Here is a 14,865-nt window from a genome sequence, read left to right as displayed (position 1 = left end):
ACTCACCATGTAGCGGTGAAATATTCCTTCACGTGACCGCCGCGACGGGCTCAGCCGACGGTGGAGCCGAACACCTCGTCGCGTACCGCGTCCAGGGCGGTGCGCAGCGCGCCGTGCAGGATCGGCTCCTCGGTCAGCCCGGTCGGCACCACTCGCGGCTGGACCAGGGTGATCGCCGCGACCTCCTGCTGCACCCGGTCGGCGAGTGCCGCGCCGCCGGCCTGGCCGACCTCACCGGCGAGCACTACCAGCGGTGGGTCCAGCACCACGCAGGTGCTGGCCACGCCGAGCGCGAGCCGACGGGCCAGTTCGTCGAGCATCGGACCACCGTCGGCACCGGCCGCGACGGCCGCGCGGACCGCCTCGGCGGCGTCGGCGTCCGGGTAGCCGTGCTCGCGGGCCACAGCGCGCACCGAGTCCGCACCGATCAGCTGCTGAAAGGCCGGCTTGGCACGACGGGAGACGTCGCGCGGAATGGGCGCGCCGGGCACCGGCAGGTAGCCGATCTCGCCGGCCGCGCCGCTGCTGCCGTGGTGCAACCGCCCGCCCAGCATGATCGCCAGACCGACGCCGGCGCCCACCCAGACCAGCACGAAGTCCGACAACCCCTGCGCTGCGCCGGACTGCGCCTCGGCCACCGCGGCCAGGTTGACGTCGTTCTCGAAGACCACCGGTGTGTGCAGGTCGTCCCGCAACGCGGCGAGCAGACCGCTGTGCCAGCGCGGCAGATTGAAGGCGAAGGTGATGTCGCCGGTGCCGGGGTCGACCAGGCCCGGCGTACCGAGCACGATCCGTCGTACGCTGCTCAGCTGCGCCTGGGCGCTGCTCGCCGCCTGCACGACGGCGTTGTGCACCACGCCCACCGGGTCGTCGGTGTCCCGGGTCGACTGCTCCACCCGGCCGATGACCGCACCGGTGATGTCGGCGCAGGCGGCCACCACCCGGTCCGGCCCGACGTCCACGCCGACCACGTGCGCGCTGCCCGGGCGGACGGCGTAGAGCTGGGCGTTCGGCCCCCGCCCGCCGGCCTGCTCGCCGACCCGCGCGACGAGACCGCGCTCCTCCAGCCGCTCCACCAGTTGCGAGGCGGTGACCTTCGACAGCCCGGTCAGCTCGCCGAGTCGAGCCCGGGTCAGCGGGCCGCGTTCGAGGAGCAGTTCCAGCGCGGCACGGTCGTTGAGCGCCCGCAACAGACGGGGGGTGCCGGGCAGCCGGGTCGCACTCATGACACGTCCTCTAGTTTTAGTAAACTTTGCTAACTGTAAACCTACCTGCGAACGGGTAGCCGTAGCGTAACGGCCACTCGACTGTGGGACGCTCCGCCAAGTCGGCAGGGCCAGGACCACCACCGGTACGACGTTTCGTACCCGCGGGGCACCGAAGGGGGAAGATCACGTGGGGTTGGATCCAGGACTGCGCCGGCTCGCGCTGGGCACGCTGCTGGCCGCGTACCCGGGACCGGTCCCGCCCGACTGGGCGGTCGACCTGCTGGCCGACGGGCTGGCCGGGCACACCCTGTTCGGCACCAACGTGCACGACCCCGCGCAGGTGGCGGCGAGCACCGCAGCGCTGCGCGCCGGTCGACCCGACGCGCTGATCGCGATCGACGAGGAGGGTGGCGACGTGACCCGGCTGGCGCACGCCACCGGCAGCCCGTACCCCGGTAACGCCGCCCTCGGTGCGATCGGCGACGTGGCGCTCACCCGACGGGTCTACCAGTCGATCGGCGCCGAACTGGCCGCGCTCGGCATCACTGTCAACCTCGCCCCCACTGTCGACGTCAACACCGCCGACGACAACCCGGTGATCGGCACCCGGTCCTTCGGCGCGGATCCGGTGCGGGTGGCCGCCCACTCGGCCGCCGCCGTGGCCGGGTTGCAGGCTGCCGGCGTGGCCGCCTGCGCCAAGCACTTCCCCGGGCACGGCGCCACGGTCACCGACTCCCACCACGAACTGCCCACAGTGGACGCCCCGCTGGGCCTGCTCCGCCAGCGGGACCTACCGCCGTTCGCGGCAGTCGTCGCCGCCGGGGCGCGGGCCGTGATGACCGCGCACATCCGGGTGCCGGCGCTCACCGGCGCCGACCCGGCCACCTTCAGCCGGGCCGTCCTTGTCGACCTGCTGCGCACCGAGTACGGCTTCACCGGCACCGTCATCACCGACGCGCTGGAGATGAAGGGTGCCGCGGTGGCCGCCGGCGGGGTCGGGCCAGCTGCGGTCCGGGCCCTGAGCGCGGGTGCCGACCTGCTCTGCATCGGCGCGAAGGTGGACGCCGAACTGGTCGAGCGGGTGGCCGCCGAGATCGTCGACGCGCTCGCCGACGGCCGGCTGGCGAGGGCGCGGGTCGAGGAGGCGGCCGGCCGCGCCGCCGATCTCGCCGCCTGGACCCGGGCCGCCAGCGGGTCGCCGGTCACCGGCGACACCGAGCTGGGGTACGCGGCGGCGCGCCGGGCGGTCCGGGTGGACGGCCTGCTCACCGGCCTGGAGCAGCCACTGGTGGTGCAACTGCACACCGAGTCGACGATCGCCGAGGGTCGGGTGCCGTGGGGCCTCGGTCCGCACCTGGACGGGGTGCCGGAGATCCGGGTGATCGCCGCGGAGACCGACCCGGACACGCTGCGCGGATTGGCGGGCGACCGTCCCATCGTGCTGGTCGGGCGACACCTGCACCGGCTACCCGGCGGCCCGGAGCTGATCGCCGACCTGGCCGCCCAGCACCCCGTGACAGTGGTGGAGATGGGCTGGCCGGCACAGTGGCGGCCGGCAGGCGTCCGCGCCTTCGTCACCACCTACGGCGCGAGCCACGCCAACGGTCGCGCAGCGGCCGAGGTGCTCGGTCTGGCCGGCTGAGCCACGGCGCTCTCCGGCCGGGCGGAAACGCTCGGCCGGGCGTCGCGCTCCAGCGCCGCGCCGGAGTGTCCACAGTCACTCGTCGCCACTTATTGAACATGTTCAACAACGGCCCTAGTCTGATGACATCGGTAGTTGAACACGTTCAAGAAGGGCGTCCACATGGACATCAAGGTCTGGATGTACGTGATCTACCTGGCGGTCAGCGTCGGCCTGACCATCTGGGTGGCGCGAGCGCTGTCCCGCAACGGGCTGGTCTTCCTGGAGGAGGTCTTCGCCGAGAAACGACTCGCCCAAGCGGTCAACAGTCTCCTGGTGGTCGGGTTCTACCTGCTCAACCTCGGCTACGTCACGGTGGCGATGAAGCACTCCGACCCTGTCGATTCGACAAGCCAGGCCATGGAGGAGCTGTCCCTCAAGATCGGCCTGGTGCTGCTGGTGCTCGGCGCGCTGCACTTCTTCAACGTCTTCGCGCTCGGCCGCTACCGCCGAAACCGACTCCGCCAGCTCGCCACCCACCCCCCGCTCGCCCCGATCGGCCGACTCCCCATGCAGTCCGCCCCTCCCGGATCGCAATTGGTCGGCGCGTACCCGGGCGGACCACAGCCGACCGGCGCGCACCCGACCGGCCCTCAGCCGGCCGGTCCGCAGCCGGCCGTCGGCCCGACGAACAACCCACCAACCCGATGACAGTGCCCCCGACCGGTGGCGGCGGTCGGCTCCCGGATCCCACCGCTCACTCCGGCGGTGGGATCCGGGGGTTCACCGTCCTGTTCGACGCGGCCTGCCCACTCTGCCGCGCCGCCCGCCGCTGGTTGTCGTCCCGCGCCCAGCTCGTACCCCTGGAGTTCGTGCCGGCCGGGTCCGCCGAGGCCCGGCGGCGCTTCCCCGGCCTGGACCACGACGCGACGCTGCGCGACCTCACGGTGATCGCCGACACCGGCGAGGTGTACGCGGGCGACGGCGCCTGGTTCGCCTGCCTCTGGGCGCTGACCGACCACCGGTCCACTGCCGAGCGGCTGGCCCGACCACACCTGCTGCCCCTCGCCCGGCAGACGGTGGCCGCCGCCTCGGCGATCCGGGAGCGGATCCGCGACCCGTGGGCCGAGCCGACCGACGAACCGGCGGGATACGGTGACCCCGATGACCGAACAGCCTGCGCAGACGACCACTGCGGGTGACCCAGCCACCGCCCGAGGCGAGCAGACCCGGCAGCTGATCCGGGACACCGCGATGCGGCTGTTCCGCGAACGCGGGTACGCCCAGACCACGATGCGGGCGATCGCGCAGGAGGCCGGCGTGGCGGTCGGCAACGCCTACTACTACTTCGGTTCCAAGGACCACCTGATTCAGGAGTTCTACGCCCAGTCCCAGGTCGAGCACCGGGCCGCCGCGCAGCCCGTGCTCGACCGGGAGGAGGCGTTCGGTCCCCGGCTCGCCGGGGTGCTGCACGCGGGGATCGACGTGTTGACTCCCTCACACGGATTCGCGGCGACCTTCTTCAAGACGGCGGCGGAGCCCACCTCCCCGTTGAGCCCCTTCTCCGCGGAGTCCTCCGGCCCCCGACAGGCGGCCATCGACCTCTTCGGCGAGGTGTTGACCGGATCGACGGCCAAGGTCGACGCCGAACTGCGCCCACAGCTGCCCGAGCTGCTCTGGCTCGCGTACATGGGCGTGATCCTCTACTGGGTGCACGACCGATCGCCGGGCCAGACCAAGACCCGCCAGCTCATCGACGGGGCCGTACCCCTGATCGACCGGCTCGTGGCGCTGTCCCGGCTCCGGGTCCTGCGGCCGGTGACCCGCCAGGTGCTCGACCTGATTCGCACGCTCCGTCACTGATCCGGCCGGCTCCTTCGGCCGGCGAAGCAGCAGGTCAAGTCCACTTTTCGACACTCCGAACCGACAGCTTCAACCTTGCCCCGAGCCTGTTCGATACGTAGCGTGATCGACACGTAGCGGCACGCCGCTACACCCGGAACCGGGGCCTGGGGGGAGGTTGCGGACCGTGGATCCGGCCCGGGATCCACGGTCCGCGCCCAATGCCCGTTCAGCGCCCCGCCCCGCCGCAACCCCGCCTCCCGCGCCGATCTTGCAGTCTCGGTTGCCGAGATGCATGAAATGCCCGCTATGCCGCAACAGAAAGTGCAAGATCGCGGGCCTCTACAGCTTCGGGCCTTGCTCAGCGCGGATAGACCCCGTACGCGCGCCAGCCCCGGTCCGGAAAACCCGCCGCTTCGGCGACCCGGGCCGAGGCGTGATTGTCCCGCTCGTGCAGGTAGGTGGGGACCGCCCCCTCGTCGAGCACCCGCCGCGCCGCCTGCGCCACCAGCCGACGGGCGAGGCCGCGCCCCTGGGCGGCCGGCACGGTGCCAACTGCCAACTCGTGCCCGTACGCGTCGTGCCGCTTGATCCCGGCACCGGCCAGATAGCCGCCGTCCGGGTCACGGACCACCAGCACCGGCCTGTCGAAGAGTCGCAGCCACGGCGGCAGCCCGGTGGCGGTCGGCTCGGTCCACTCCCCCACGTCGGGCAGCGGGGCGGGCGACACGCTCCACCGGAAGGGGCCGTCGTGTACGCAGAATTCGGGCCGTCCGACGGCCTCCGGCAGCGCGGCGAGCAAGCGAGCCGGCGTACGGCGAACCAGCGCGCGGATCGCCGCCACACGGTCCGGCGCCACGGAGAGCACGGCGCTCTGCCCGGTGTCCACGGCGAGCGCGGGGCGTAGCCGGCCGTCCCAGGCCGGTTCGGCCCGCCGCTGCGAGGCGACCACGTGCAACCCCGGCCCGGCCGGCCACTGGCCGAGCCAGGTGGCCAGGTGCAGGTGCAGTCGCCGGTCGAGCATGCGCACCTCCCCGCGTCACCCGACCCGTCGTCGATCACCGTACGCCGGACGGCGGGGCCGGGCGCAGGATACGTCAGGGCCGAACGGGAAAGGGTGCCGGAACCGGGCGGGCAGATCGACCGTCATATGTATTTCCATATATGGACACCTTTGTTTGGGACGGTGAACGCATGCCGATTCAGCCGAGCGACCACTACCAGCAGGACCCTGAGCGACTCTGGCAGGCGGCGGAGGCCGTCGGAGGCAATCCGCCCCAGCCGCGCTACCGGAACCCTCGGACAATCGGCGGCAGTGCCCTGTCGTGGGCCGGTCTGAACAAGCTGTCCGTCGGCAGCTCCGGTAGGCACCGCCTGAACAACCACTGACGCAGCAACGAGTGGGTGGTGGCACCGACGGGCAGCCTCTGACGTTGGCCCGGGGGCCGACACACCGGAGGAGGTCCAGCGGCGGCTTTCGCACACCTGTCGGGTAATTTCTTGTGGTCCGCCATCCCGGCCTACGACAGGAGAAGCTCCGCGCATGGGCAAGAAGACGATCCACGTCTCCGACTTCACCGGCACGGTTCTGCAGCAGGACGACGAGGTGGTCCGTGTCGTCGTGCTGGAGCACCCGGACCTGGTCGCCGGGCCCGTGCAGTTGGACGCCACCCCGGGCGAGGTGGAGAACATCGACGACGCCGCGCTGGACGTGGCGGTGGTGGAGATCCACGACCGGCACGGTGGCGGCGAGCCCCGCCGGGTGGTGTTGACCGCCAGCGAGTTCGACGCGATGGCCACGGACGTGCCGATGGCGCAACTGTTGAAGACGGCCGAGCGAGTTCGCCCACCCAAGGCCCGCAAGACCACCGAGAAGATCGACTACGGCACGCTGGAACACGCCGGCAAGCCCCACCGGGGCCGGGTCACCGAGGAGGAGGCCCGCCTGGTGCGCGAGCATCTCGACGAGGTCAACAAGCGCCTCGCCGACGCGGGCATACGCCAGATCGACACTGCCGATCCGGAGCACGCCCTGCGCTACGGCTTTCCCGAGGCGTCCTGACCCAACTGCGTCAGCACACCTTCTTCGCCCGATCGCGGAAGGCGGTCTCGGTGACCGCCTTCCGCTTTGTGCCGCCGTCATTCACGAGGACCTGGTCCGGCCTGAGCCCGGTCACCTCGGCCAGGATGAAGTGGACGGGGAGGGCGTTGTGCCGATCCCCGTAGGCGGCGACCGAGTATTCAACGCCGGGTTCGAATGCGGTGAGCGTCTGCTCGTCGGGCGTCCAACCCGCCGGCAGTGCGAAAAAACTCACCTCCGTCACGTCGCCGTCGCCGTCGCCGTTCCGGTCGATTGTCCAACTCGTGGCCGGCGTGGCGTCAACGGTGTAGACGCTGATCCGGTCCGCGGTGAATTCGGCACACTCGGCGACGACCAGAGCAGGTTGCCCGCCGACCACGTGCAGGGCAAGCACCGGCTTCTCCGCCGGAGTGCAGGCGGTCAGCCCTGCCAGCGCCGCGAACGCCACCAGGACACCCATCGCTGTGAATGAGTTTCTCAGGTCGCTCCCCCGTTTCACCGAACGGCCGTGCGTCGATTGGCACCGCACACTGAACCGAGGCTAGGTGAGTGCGATCAAGCGCGAGAACCGCGACGACATTCGCACCTTTCCGGACGTCAGTCGTGCGACCGATGGCTGCCGAGGTTCCTTCCGGGTCGTGCCACCGCGCCGGCCTGGAGTGGCCTGGCCACTCCAGGGCGGCGCGGACGATTTCGGGATGCCTAGCCGGCGTCGTCGCCCTTTGACGCGGCGCTGACCACGGCGGCGAGGGCGGTGGCGAGGTCGGCTTCCACAGTCGCCTTCTCCAGGCCGAGGCTGGTGAGCACGCCGGCGCCGTCCTCCTGCTCGAGCAGGGCGAGCAGGATGTGCTCGGTGCCGATGTAGTTGTGCCCGAGGCGCAGCGCCTCCCGGAACGTCAGCTCCAACGCCTTCTTGCCGCGCGCGTCGTACGGGATGAGGTCCGGAACCTGCTCGGCCCGTGGTGGGAGGACGGCAGCGACCGCCTCCCGTACCACCTCGGGGGTGGCGCCGCGACCAGCCATCACCCTGGCGGCCAGCCCTTCCGGCTCGGCCAGCAGGCCCAGCACCAGGTGCTCGGGGCCGATCTCGGCGTTGCCGCTGGCCCGGGCCTCCTCCTGCGAGGCGATCACCACGTTGCGGGCACGTGGGGTGAACCGGCCGAAGCCGGCGTTGGGGTCGAGCGCGGCCGCCTCGGTCGCCTTCGGCACGAAGCGCTTCTGGGCGGCCTGCTTGGTGACCCCCATGCTGCGGCCGATGTCGGTCCAGGAGGCGCCAGAGCGCCGGGCCTGGTCGACGAAGTGCCCGATCAGGTGATCGGCGATCTCGCCGAGGTGATCGGCGGCGATGACCGCGTCGGTGAGTTGGTCGAGCGCGTCGGTGTGCGCCGTCTTGATCGCCTGGATCAGGTCGTCGAGCTTGACGGGGTTACTTATCTGGAGAGGATCTGTCATGCGTCAACCATAGGTTGACGCACTCCTTGCGTCAACCATGAGTTGACGATCGGCTCCGTTCAGGCGGCATACTCCGGCAGGAGCTGGGCGACGGCCGCCGGCGAGGGCATGGCGGCGATCTCCTCGGCGATCAGGCGTGCAGCGTCTCGCTGCTCGACCTGGCCGTGCCGCGGGAGCAGGCGGTGTGCCTGCTCGGCGATGGCAACCGCATCCACCTCGCCGGGAAGGAGCCGCACTGCGACACCGGCGGCGGTAAGCGTGTCGGCGTTGGCGAACTGGTCGGCGCCCTGCGGCAGCAGCAACTGCGGTACGCCAGCCGCGAGCGCGCCGAGGGTGGTGCCACTGCCACCGTGGTGCACCACCAGGTCGACGAGCGGCAGCAGCTCCGCCTGCGACACCCACTGGTGCACGCTGACGTGGTCGGGGATCTCGCCCAGTTGTTCCACTGGCACCCGGCCCGCCGCGACCACCACCTCGGCGTCCAACGCTGCCAGGCCTGCGATGGCGGTGCGGAGCAGCTCCGGCGTGCCGAACGCGGTGCCGAGGGTCAGATAGATCAGGGGCCGGGACGTCCGACGGCCGACCCGTTCGGGCAGCGGGGCGGTTGTCGAGAAGGCCACCGGTCGCAGCTCGATCCGACGTTCGGTGGCGAGGAAGTTCCTGTCCTGAAGGGAGGGCGGCCAGATGTCCAGGTGCGGCCGACCGATGACCTCGGCGTTCCTGGTGGGCAGTTCCAGGCCGATGCCCTCGGGAAACATCCGGCCGAACCCGTGCCACAGGCCCGGGATCCCGGCACGGTGAGCCGCCACGGCCGCCCCCGGCAGCCCCCACTCGTGCACCACCAGGTCGGGGCGCAGCCGCGCCAGCTCCGGTGCGAGATCCTCGGCGTACACCTCGTAGAAGGCGTCGCCGGGGCGGAACGGCCGCAGGCCGTGCGCGGCGAGCGGCGGGTGCACCTCCGCCCCGGCGGCGAAGTGCACCTCGTGCCCGGCGTCCCGGACGGCGATCGCCAGCGGGATCAGCGGGTAGGTGTGACCGACGGACGCAAGACTGGCGAACAGCACACGCATGGCGTCGGACCCTACCCGCCGCACCGTGAGGCGGGCCCGGTCCGCTGGCCCGTATACGGTGGGCTCCGGTCGAGCGCGGTCACCGGCGGGAAGGGCGGTCATGCGTCTGCACGTGGGGTGCGCGATGTGGAGTCACAAGTCGTGGCCCGGCCACCGGCTGCCGCCCACCGAGCGCCTGCGGCACTACGCCAGTTGGTGCGACGCCGTGGAGGGCAACACCACGTTCTACGCGACCCCGGCCCGGGACACCGTGGCCTCGTGGGCCGCCCAGACGGATTCCGACTTCCGGTTCGTCCTCAAACTTCCCAAAGTCATCACGCACGAACGCCGGCTCACCAACGTCGACGAACCGCTGCGCGTCTTTCTGGACGCCATCGAACCGCTCGGCCCGCGCGCCCATGCCCTCTGGATCCAGTTGCCCGGCTCGTTCGCGCCCGCCGATGTCCCGGCCCTGGGCCGTTTCCTGGAGCAGCTTCCGCAGTCCCACCGGTACGCGGTGGAGGTGCGCCATCCCGCGTTCTTCAGCGACGCCCGCGCGACCCGGCTGCTCGGGGCGACCCTCGCCGCCGCCCGCGCCGAGTGGATCCCCTTCGACACGACCGCCTTCTTCGCGAGCCCACCGACCAGCGATGCGGAGCGGGACGCCTGGACCAAGAAGCCCCGCGTGCCGCTCCGGTCCCTCGCGCTGACCGACCGGCCGATCGTCCGCTACCTCGGTCGAGACGACCCGACGCGCACTGTCGAGGGGTGGCAGCGCTGGGTCGACGTGACTGTCACCTGGCTCCGCGAGGGGCGCTCCCCGACGATGTTCATCCACACCCCGGACAACGCCGACGCGCCGGCGCTCGCCCGCCGGTTCCACGACGAGGTACGAGCACGCGTACCCGGGCTCGGCGCGTTGCCCGAGCCGATCCCGGTCGAGCCGCTGACGCTGTTCTGACCCGACGGGTCAGCCCTGCTTGTCGAGCAGGTCGTCGAGGTGGGTCGCCGTGCTGATCAGCGAGAGGTGGCTGAACGCCTGCGGGAAGTTCCCGATCTGCTCACCTGTCGGCGCGATCTCCTCGGAGTAGAGACCGAGCGGGTTGCTGTAGGTGAGCATCTTCTCGAAGGTCAACCGGGCGTCGTCGATCCGGCCGGCCAGGGCGAGCGCCTGCACGTACCAAAAGGTGCACATGTTGAAGGTGCCCTCGGTGCCGGCGAGACCGTCCGGCGAGGCGTTCGGGTCGTAGCGGTAGACCAGGCTGTCGGAGACCAGGCCGGTGTCCATCGCCCGCAGTGTCGACTCCCACATCGGGTCGGTCGGCGAGATGAAGTTCAGCCCCGGCATCGCCAGCAGCGACGCGTCCAGGATGTCGGACCCGTAGTGCTGCACGAACGCGCGACGTTCCTGGTTGAACCCACGAGTCATCACCTGCTCGTAGATGGCGTCACGTTCGGCGGACCAGCGGGCGATGTCGCCGGGCCGGCCCCGGCGTCGCGCGATGCGGATGGCCCGGTCCAGCGCGACCCAGGACAACACCCGACCGTAGGTGAAGTCCTGCCGGCCGGAACGGGTCTCCCAGATGCCGTCCTCGGGCTGGTCCCAGTGCGCACAGAGCCAGTCCATCAGCCCAGCCGTCTTGCGCCACCCCTCGTACGGCGCGACCAGCCCGTTGCGGTCCGCGAGCTCCAAGGAGACGAGCGCCTCGCCGTAGATGTCGAGCTGGAGTTGGCCCGCGGCACCGTTGCCGATCCGCACCGGCGCGGAGCCGCGGTAACCCTCCAGGTGACCCAGCACCTCCTCGGGAAGGTCCGGTGAGCCGTCGATGCGGTACATGATCTGCAAGGGGAGGTTGCCGTCCCGTGCCTCGCGGATGCGCGCGTCGAGCCAGAGCAGATACTTCTGGGCCTCGTCGGTGAAGCCCAAACGCAGCAGAGCGTGCACGGAGAAGGACGCGTCCCGGATCCAGGTGTAGCGGTAGTCCCAGTTCCGCTGCCCGCCGATCTGCTCGGGCAGCCCCGCGGTGGGCGCGGCGACCAGGGCGCCGGTCGGTGCGTACGTCATCAGCTTGAGGGTCATCGCCGACCGCTCGACCACCTCCCGCCAGCGGCCCTTGTACCGGGAACCGCTCACCCACCGCCGCCAGTAGTCGCGGGTCTCGGCGAGCAGTTCGCACGCCTCGTCGGTGCTGAGTGCTCGGGGCGCGTGCGGGCAGGCCGTCTCCAGGACCACTCCGCCGACGTCGCCGGCGTGCAGGGTGAACGACGCGGACACGCCGTTGGCGTCGCGTTGGACGTCCCTCGTGCCGAACTGACGCAGCGAGTTCTTGAAGGCGGCGAGGGTGAGGGTCGTCGTCTGGCTGCGGAAGACGTCGCCTTCGGGGTGCACCTCCAGTTCGTACGGATCGCGCCCGTAGTTGAACCGTGGGTGGCAGTGGAAGCGGAACTGCATGCTTCCCCGGACCATCCGGACCAGCCGGATCAACCGGTGCCGGTCGGTGGCCTCCGCACCGGTGACGGGCATAAAGTCCAACAGCTCACCGACACCGTCGGCGCTGTGGAAGCGGGTGATCAGGATCGGCGTACCGGGCAGGTAGAGCTGCTTGCTCGTGTAGTCGACGCCGTCGGGCGAGAGCTGGAAGTGGCCGCCGTTGCGGCGGTCCAGCAGCGCGCCGAAGAAGCTCGGCGAGTCGAAGCGGGGCGCGCAGAACCAGTCGACAGTACCGTCCGTGCTGATCAGTGCCGCAGTCTGTAGATCACCGATCAGACCGTGGTTCTCGACTGCCGGGTAGCTGTCCACGCTGTCCCCCGCCACTCTCGTACTGGCAATGGCGGCGACTACCCGGGAGCCAACGAAAGATGCGGTCCGCGGCTCGACACGGTCGAGACCCACCGCTCATTGCGGAAGCAAAGCTTCCGCAATCGTCGATAGCGTCGACACCAACGACATCGACGAGGGGACAACCTGATGAGCCTGCGAGGATTTGCCACACTCAACATCTGGGCGGACGACGTGGCAGCGGCCACCGCCTGGTACGCGGACTTTCTCGGCGTCGAGGCGTACTTCATGCGCCCCGGCCCCGACGGACGCCCGGCATACACCGAGTTCCGCATCGGGGACTACCAGGCCGAACTCGGCATCATCGACAGCAGGTACGCACCGGCCGGCGCGGCGACCGGGCCGGGCGGCGTGGTCATGCACTGGTGCGTCGACGACCTCGACGCGACAGTCGAGCGGCTGCTGGCGATGGGTGCCACGGAGTACCAGCCGACAACTCCCCACGGGGACGGGGGGTTCATCACCGCGGCGGTGGTCGACCCGTTCGGCAACGTGTTGGGAGTCATGAAGAACCCGCACTACCTGGACGTGCTCGCCTCGCTGAAGGCGGCCTGACGCTCGACCTTTCCGACGGGCGGCTGACGGCTGAGCAGTCGTGACAGAGATGCCGGGCAGCTCAATCCCACTCGTCCGGGTCTGCCGTCCGTCGCACCAGCGCTACCGCTTCGCGGGCATCCAGTCCACTGGCCATGAGCAGGTCGTGCGCCGAGGTGCGGAAGTCACCAGCGGCGATCATGCCCGAGTAACCCAACCGGTGGGTGTGCGGGCGGGTGGGATCCGATGCGACATCTCCCTGCGCCTTCCCAACCAGCTCAACGGCGGCCAGGATCTGCTGACGCGCCTCCCGCGGCTCCGCCTGCGTACGGATCGCGCATCTCAGGGTCTGCACACTGACGGCCAGCAGGTCAATGGCCGCCGGTAACTCCTCCGGCAGCGGCTCGTCGTCGAGGACGGCCCTCGTGAGCCGCCTCGCGATCCCGCGACAGCTGTACAGGCTGCGCTCCATATGTCGGACTGCGTCGGTGTAGTAAGACAACGACGGGCGTTCGTGCCAGCGCAGCGGCGCCAGTCGCACCACCTCCTGTGCAGCGTTGAGCCCATCATCCAGTGCGACCAACCGAGGGCCAAGGAGACGTAACGCGCCCAGGCTCCGCTGGGCGCCGTCAAGATCCCGGAGGCGCAGCGCGGCGGCCAGGTCGTGCAGGGCGGTGACGGCCGGATCAATGACCGGTTCGGCCAGCCGCCGCACAGTCCGCTGCGGGTGGATGGGCACCAGCAACAGGCCGACCGCCAACCCGACCAACCCACCGACCGCCGCGTCGACGAAGCGAGGGATGGACAGGTCACGCACGGGCGGTTCCAGGGTGGCGATGAGCACCGCGGTGCCGCCGGCCTGGGTGAGCAGCGAACCACCCCCCTTGAGCAGCACCGCGACGATGATCGCCAGCACGACGACCACACCGGTCTGCCAGGCCCCGATGCCGAAGAAGGGCATGAGCGTGTCACCGACGGCGAGCCCGAGGACGACCCCGATCAGCAGTTCGATGGTGCGCCGCAGGCGTGAGCCCATCGAGGCGGCCACGATGCCGACAGCCGTGGTGGGCGCGAGGACCGGCGCAGGATTGCCCAGAAACTGGAACCCCACGAACCAGGCCAGCGCCGCCGCGACGCCGGCCTGCACGGAGAGCAACCCGTAGAGGCGCAGTCGCCAGGCGCGGGTGCGCAATAAGTGGCGCATCCGCTCACGCAGGCCGTCCCACGTCCGGCCCGCCCGGGACCCCTCGCGCGCGGACGGGTCGCCGCCGGTTGCTGGCTGCTGCTTCGCGGGCATCCGCGCCGCTTACCCAGGGCGGACGACCCTATCCGGCACGGCCGATGCAAATCGGTCAGTGGGCCGGATTCGGCGTGTGCGGCAGTTTGCCGAGCTGGCGCCAGTTCGTCTCGGCGACGTCGACATCGTAGTGCTTGGCGGCGGCGAGGATGTTCTGGAAGGCCAGGTCCCGGTCCTTGTCGGTGACGCCCTGCACCTGATCGAAGCGGGCGATGGCGTTGCGGACGTGGCTGGCATCGGTCATCGGTTCCTTGCGTTTGCCGGGGAACGCGAAGACGCTCTCCGGCAGCTCGCGCTTGTCCTTGTCCGACAGGCCACCGTGCTTCTCGTGGGGCTTCCAGGTTGATGTCATCGTCCGGCATTACCCGCACGCTGTCCGGCAGCACCTCCGAAGCCGAAATTTCCCGGACCACTGCCGACCACAAGATCCATATCACGCCGACACGGCGGGGTGGAGCCGAAGCCCTTCAGACGGCGTCCCTTGTGGAGTGCGAGCATGGCCGACATGGATATCTATGAGGACTCCCGTACGGTGTCACGCTCCGACCTGGCCGCCTGGCTGCGCCAACTGGCGAACCAGCTGGAGGCTGACGGGCGACTCTTCTACGGCGCGGCGGGTGCGGTGACGGTCGCGGACACGGTGCGGTGCGAGCTGGAGATCGAACGGGAGAGCGAGACGGAGGTGTCCGTCGAGATCGAGTTCTCGTGGACCGAGCCCGCGCGCGTCAAGGAGGCGGACGGCGAGGGGCCCTCGAAGGACGACGGGGCCACCGAACCGACCGACGCCGCGCCGCCCGCCGCCTCCTAGCGACGTCGGGAAGCCGGTTTCCGGTCCTACGAACGCTCGCACGCCAAGAGCTCGAACGGCCGGATGCCGATGCTCGACGGCCTGCGCGTGATCTCCGGCGACGCCCAGAAATAGCCGGGGCCAGGCCCGTGTCGG

17 protein-coding genes are annotated in these 14,865 nt (G+C 70.5%); 9 read left to right on the top strand and 8 right to left on the bottom strand.

Annotated elements, in window-relative coordinates:
• Positions 1–50: 50 nt before the first annotated feature.
• A complete protein-coding gene (locus AB0B98_RS26425; protein WP_238670961.1) occupies positions 51–1,226 on the bottom strand; it encodes an ROK family transcriptional regulator in 1,176 nt (391 codons plus the stop codon).
• 169 nt (positions 1,227–1,395) lie between these two features.
• Between AB0B98_RS26425 and AB0B98_RS26420 the strand changes: the two genes are divergently transcribed.
• The 4 genes from AB0B98_RS26420 to AB0B98_RS26405 all read left to right on the top strand — a co-directional run bounded on the left by AB0B98_RS26420 (position 1,396) and on the right by AB0B98_RS26405 (position 4,692).
• A complete protein-coding gene (locus AB0B98_RS26420) occupies positions 1,396–2,850 on the top strand; it encodes a glycoside hydrolase family 3 N-terminal domain-containing protein (RefSeq protein ID WP_357366122.1) in 1,455 nt (484 codons plus the stop codon).
• A gap of 135 nt (positions 2,851–2,985) precedes the next feature.
• Positions 2,986–3,540, top strand: coding sequence for a hypothetical protein (locus AB0B98_RS26415; protein WP_357366120.1), 555 nt, complete (start codon positions 2,986–2,988; stop codon positions 3,538–3,540).
• A complete protein-coding gene (locus tag AB0B98_RS26410; protein ID WP_238670958.1) occupies positions 3,537–4,031 on the top strand; it encodes a DCC1-like thiol-disulfide oxidoreductase family protein in 495 nt (164 codons plus the stop codon). The genes AB0B98_RS26415 and AB0B98_RS26410 overlap by 4 nt, the downstream gene beginning before the upstream one ends.
• Positions 3,994–4,692: a TetR family transcriptional regulator gene (locus AB0B98_RS26405; protein WP_112582130.1), complete on the top strand. Its 699-nt coding sequence runs from the start codon at positions 3,994–3,996 to the stop codon at positions 4,690–4,692. Before AB0B98_RS26410 ends, AB0B98_RS26405 begins: the two co-directional genes overlap by 38 nt.
• 340 nt (positions 4,693–5,032) lie before the next feature.
• Here the strand turns inward: AB0B98_RS26405 and AB0B98_RS26400 are convergent, their stop codons facing one another.
• On the bottom strand, positions 5,033–5,695 hold the full coding sequence (locus AB0B98_RS26400; protein WP_357366118.1) for a GNAT family N-acetyltransferase: 663 nt from the start codon (positions 5,693–5,695) through the stop codon (positions 5,033–5,035).
• 170 nt (positions 5,696–5,865) lie between these two features.
• Here AB0B98_RS26400 and AB0B98_RS26395 point away from each other — a divergent pair, with 170 nt between their 5' ends.
• Together AB0B98_RS26395 and AB0B98_RS26390 are read left to right on the top strand one after the other, a co-directional pair.
• Positions 5,866–6,060, top strand: a complete 195-nt coding sequence (locus tag AB0B98_RS26395; protein ID WP_357366117.1) for a DNA repair protein — start codon at positions 5,866–5,868, stop codon at positions 6,058–6,060.
• A 154-nt stretch (positions 6,061–6,214) separates the two neighbouring features.
• Positions 6,215–6,733, top strand: coding sequence for a hypothetical protein (locus AB0B98_RS26390; RefSeq protein ID WP_357366115.1), 519 nt, complete (start codon positions 6,215–6,217; stop codon positions 6,731–6,733).
• 10 nt (positions 6,734–6,743) lie between these two features.
• Here AB0B98_RS26390 and AB0B98_RS26385 read toward each other — a convergent pair whose 3' ends face one another.
• The 3 genes from AB0B98_RS26385 to AB0B98_RS26375 form a co-directional block, all read right to left on the bottom strand.
• Positions 6,744–7,199: a hypothetical protein gene (locus AB0B98_RS26385; RefSeq protein ID WP_357366113.1), complete on the bottom strand. Its 456-nt coding sequence runs from the start codon at positions 7,197–7,199 to the stop codon at positions 6,744–6,746.
• A 254-nt stretch (positions 7,200–7,453) separates the two neighbouring features.
• A complete protein-coding gene (locus tag AB0B98_RS26380) occupies positions 7,454–8,203 on the bottom strand; it encodes a Clp protease N-terminal domain-containing protein (protein WP_357366111.1) in 750 nt (249 codons plus the stop codon).
• 59 nt (positions 8,204–8,262) lie between these two features.
• The gene (locus AB0B98_RS26375) at positions 8,263–9,273 is read right to left on the bottom strand and encodes a glycosyltransferase (protein WP_357366109.1); all 1,011 of its coding nucleotides are present in this window, start codon (positions 9,271–9,273) and stop codon (positions 8,263–8,265) included.
• A gap of 124 nt (positions 9,274–9,397) precedes the next feature.
• On the opposite strand from AB0B98_RS26375, the gene AB0B98_RS26370 reads away from it, so the two are divergent.
• A complete protein-coding gene (locus tag AB0B98_RS26370) occupies positions 9,398–10,213 on the top strand; it encodes a DUF72 domain-containing protein (RefSeq protein ID WP_357366245.1) in 816 nt (271 codons plus the stop codon).
• 9 nt (positions 10,214–10,222) lie between these two features.
• Here the strand turns inward: AB0B98_RS26370 and AB0B98_RS26365 are convergent, their stop codons facing one another.
• Positions 10,223–12,052 carry a glycoside hydrolase family 15 protein gene (locus tag AB0B98_RS26365; RefSeq protein ID WP_357366244.1) on the bottom strand — a complete coding sequence of 610 codons (1,830 nt, stop codon included), beginning with the start codon at positions 12,050–12,052 and terminating at the stop codon, positions 10,223–10,225.
• 168 nt (positions 12,053–12,220) lie between these two features.
• Between AB0B98_RS26365 and AB0B98_RS26360 the strand changes: the two genes are divergently transcribed.
• Complete coding sequence (locus AB0B98_RS26360; RefSeq protein ID WP_357366107.1) at positions 12,221–12,646, top strand: VOC family protein; 426 nt, start codon at positions 12,221–12,223, stop codon at positions 12,644–12,646.
• 61 nt (positions 12,647–12,707) lie between these two features.
• Here AB0B98_RS26360 and AB0B98_RS26355 read toward each other — a convergent pair whose 3' ends face one another.
• Together AB0B98_RS26355 and AB0B98_RS26350 are read right to left on the bottom strand one after the other, a co-directional pair.
• Complete coding sequence (locus AB0B98_RS26355) at positions 12,708–13,922, bottom strand: FUSC family protein (RefSeq protein ID WP_357366105.1); 1,215 nt, start codon at positions 13,920–13,922, stop codon at positions 12,708–12,710.
• Positions 13,923–13,977: 55 nt separating this feature from the next.
• The gene (locus AB0B98_RS26350) at positions 13,978–14,274 is read right to left on the bottom strand and encodes a DUF6582 domain-containing protein (protein WP_357366103.1); all 297 of its coding nucleotides are present in this window, start codon (positions 14,272–14,274) and stop codon (positions 13,978–13,980) included.
• A 144-nt stretch (positions 14,275–14,418) separates the two neighbouring features.
• Here AB0B98_RS26350 and AB0B98_RS26345 point away from each other — a divergent pair, with 144 nt between their 5' ends.
• Entirely contained in the window at positions 14,419–14,730 is a 312-nt protein-coding gene (locus AB0B98_RS26345) for an amphi-Trp domain-containing protein (protein ID WP_357366102.1), read from the top strand.
• Positions 14,731–14,865 lie beyond the last annotated feature (135 nt).

Source organism: Micromonospora sp. NPDC048947 (assembly GCF_040649495.1).
Taxonomy (GTDB): Bacteria; Actinomycetota; Actinomycetes; order Mycobacteriales; family Micromonosporaceae; genus Micromonospora; species Micromonospora alfalfae.
The sequence above is the reverse complement of the archived record's forward strand: the minus strand, read 5'-3'. Positions and strand labels throughout refer to the sequence as shown.

Bases quoted from the DNA above. Each gene is read 5' to 3' on its own strand.
- AB0B98_RS26375 (WP_357366109.1), bottom strand. From the start codon at position 9,273: ATGCGTGTGCTGTTCGCCAGTCTTGCGTCCGTCGGTCACACCTACCCG.
- AB0B98_RS26400 (WP_357366118.1), bottom strand. From the start codon at position 5,695: ATGCTCGACCGGCGACTGCACCTGCACCTGGCCACCTGGCTCGGCCAG.
- AB0B98_RS26345 (WP_357366102.1), top strand. From the start codon at position 14,419: ATGGCCGACATGGATATCTATGAGGACTCCCGTACGGTGTCACGCTCC.
- AB0B98_RS26380 (WP_357366111.1), bottom strand. From the start codon at position 8,203: ATGACAGATCCTCTCCAGATAAGTAACCCCGTCAAGCTCGACGACCTG.
- AB0B98_RS26410 (WP_238670958.1), top strand. From the start codon at position 3,537: ATGACAGTGCCCCCGACCGGTGGCGGCGGTCGGCTCCCGGATCCCACC.
- AB0B98_RS26370 (WP_357366245.1), top strand. From the start codon at position 9,398: ATGTGGAGTCACAAGTCGTGGCCCGGCCACCGGCTGCCGCCCACCGAG.
- AB0B98_RS26390 (WP_357366115.1), top strand. From the start codon at position 6,215: ATGGGCAAGAAGACGATCCACGTCTCCGACTTCACCGGCACGGTTCTG.
- AB0B98_RS26350 (WP_357366103.1), bottom strand. From the start codon at position 14,274: ATGACATCAACCTGGAAGCCCCACGAGAAGCACGGTGGCCTGTCGGAC.
- AB0B98_RS26360 (WP_357366107.1), top strand. From the start codon at position 12,221: ATGAGCCTGCGAGGATTTGCCACACTCAACATCTGGGCGGACGACGTG.
- AB0B98_RS26405 (WP_112582130.1), top strand. From the start codon at position 3,994: ATGACCGAACAGCCTGCGCAGACGACCACTGCGGGTGACCCAGCCACC.
- AB0B98_RS26425 (WP_238670961.1), bottom strand. From the start codon at position 1,226: ATGAGTGCGACCCGGCTGCCCGGCACCCCCCGTCTGTTGCGGGCGCTC.
- AB0B98_RS26395 (WP_357366117.1), top strand. From the start codon at position 5,866: ATGCCGATTCAGCCGAGCGACCACTACCAGCAGGACCCTGAGCGACTC.
- AB0B98_RS26355 (WP_357366105.1), bottom strand. From the start codon at position 13,922: ATGCCCGCGAAGCAGCAGCCAGCAACCGGCGGCGACCCGTCCGCGCGC.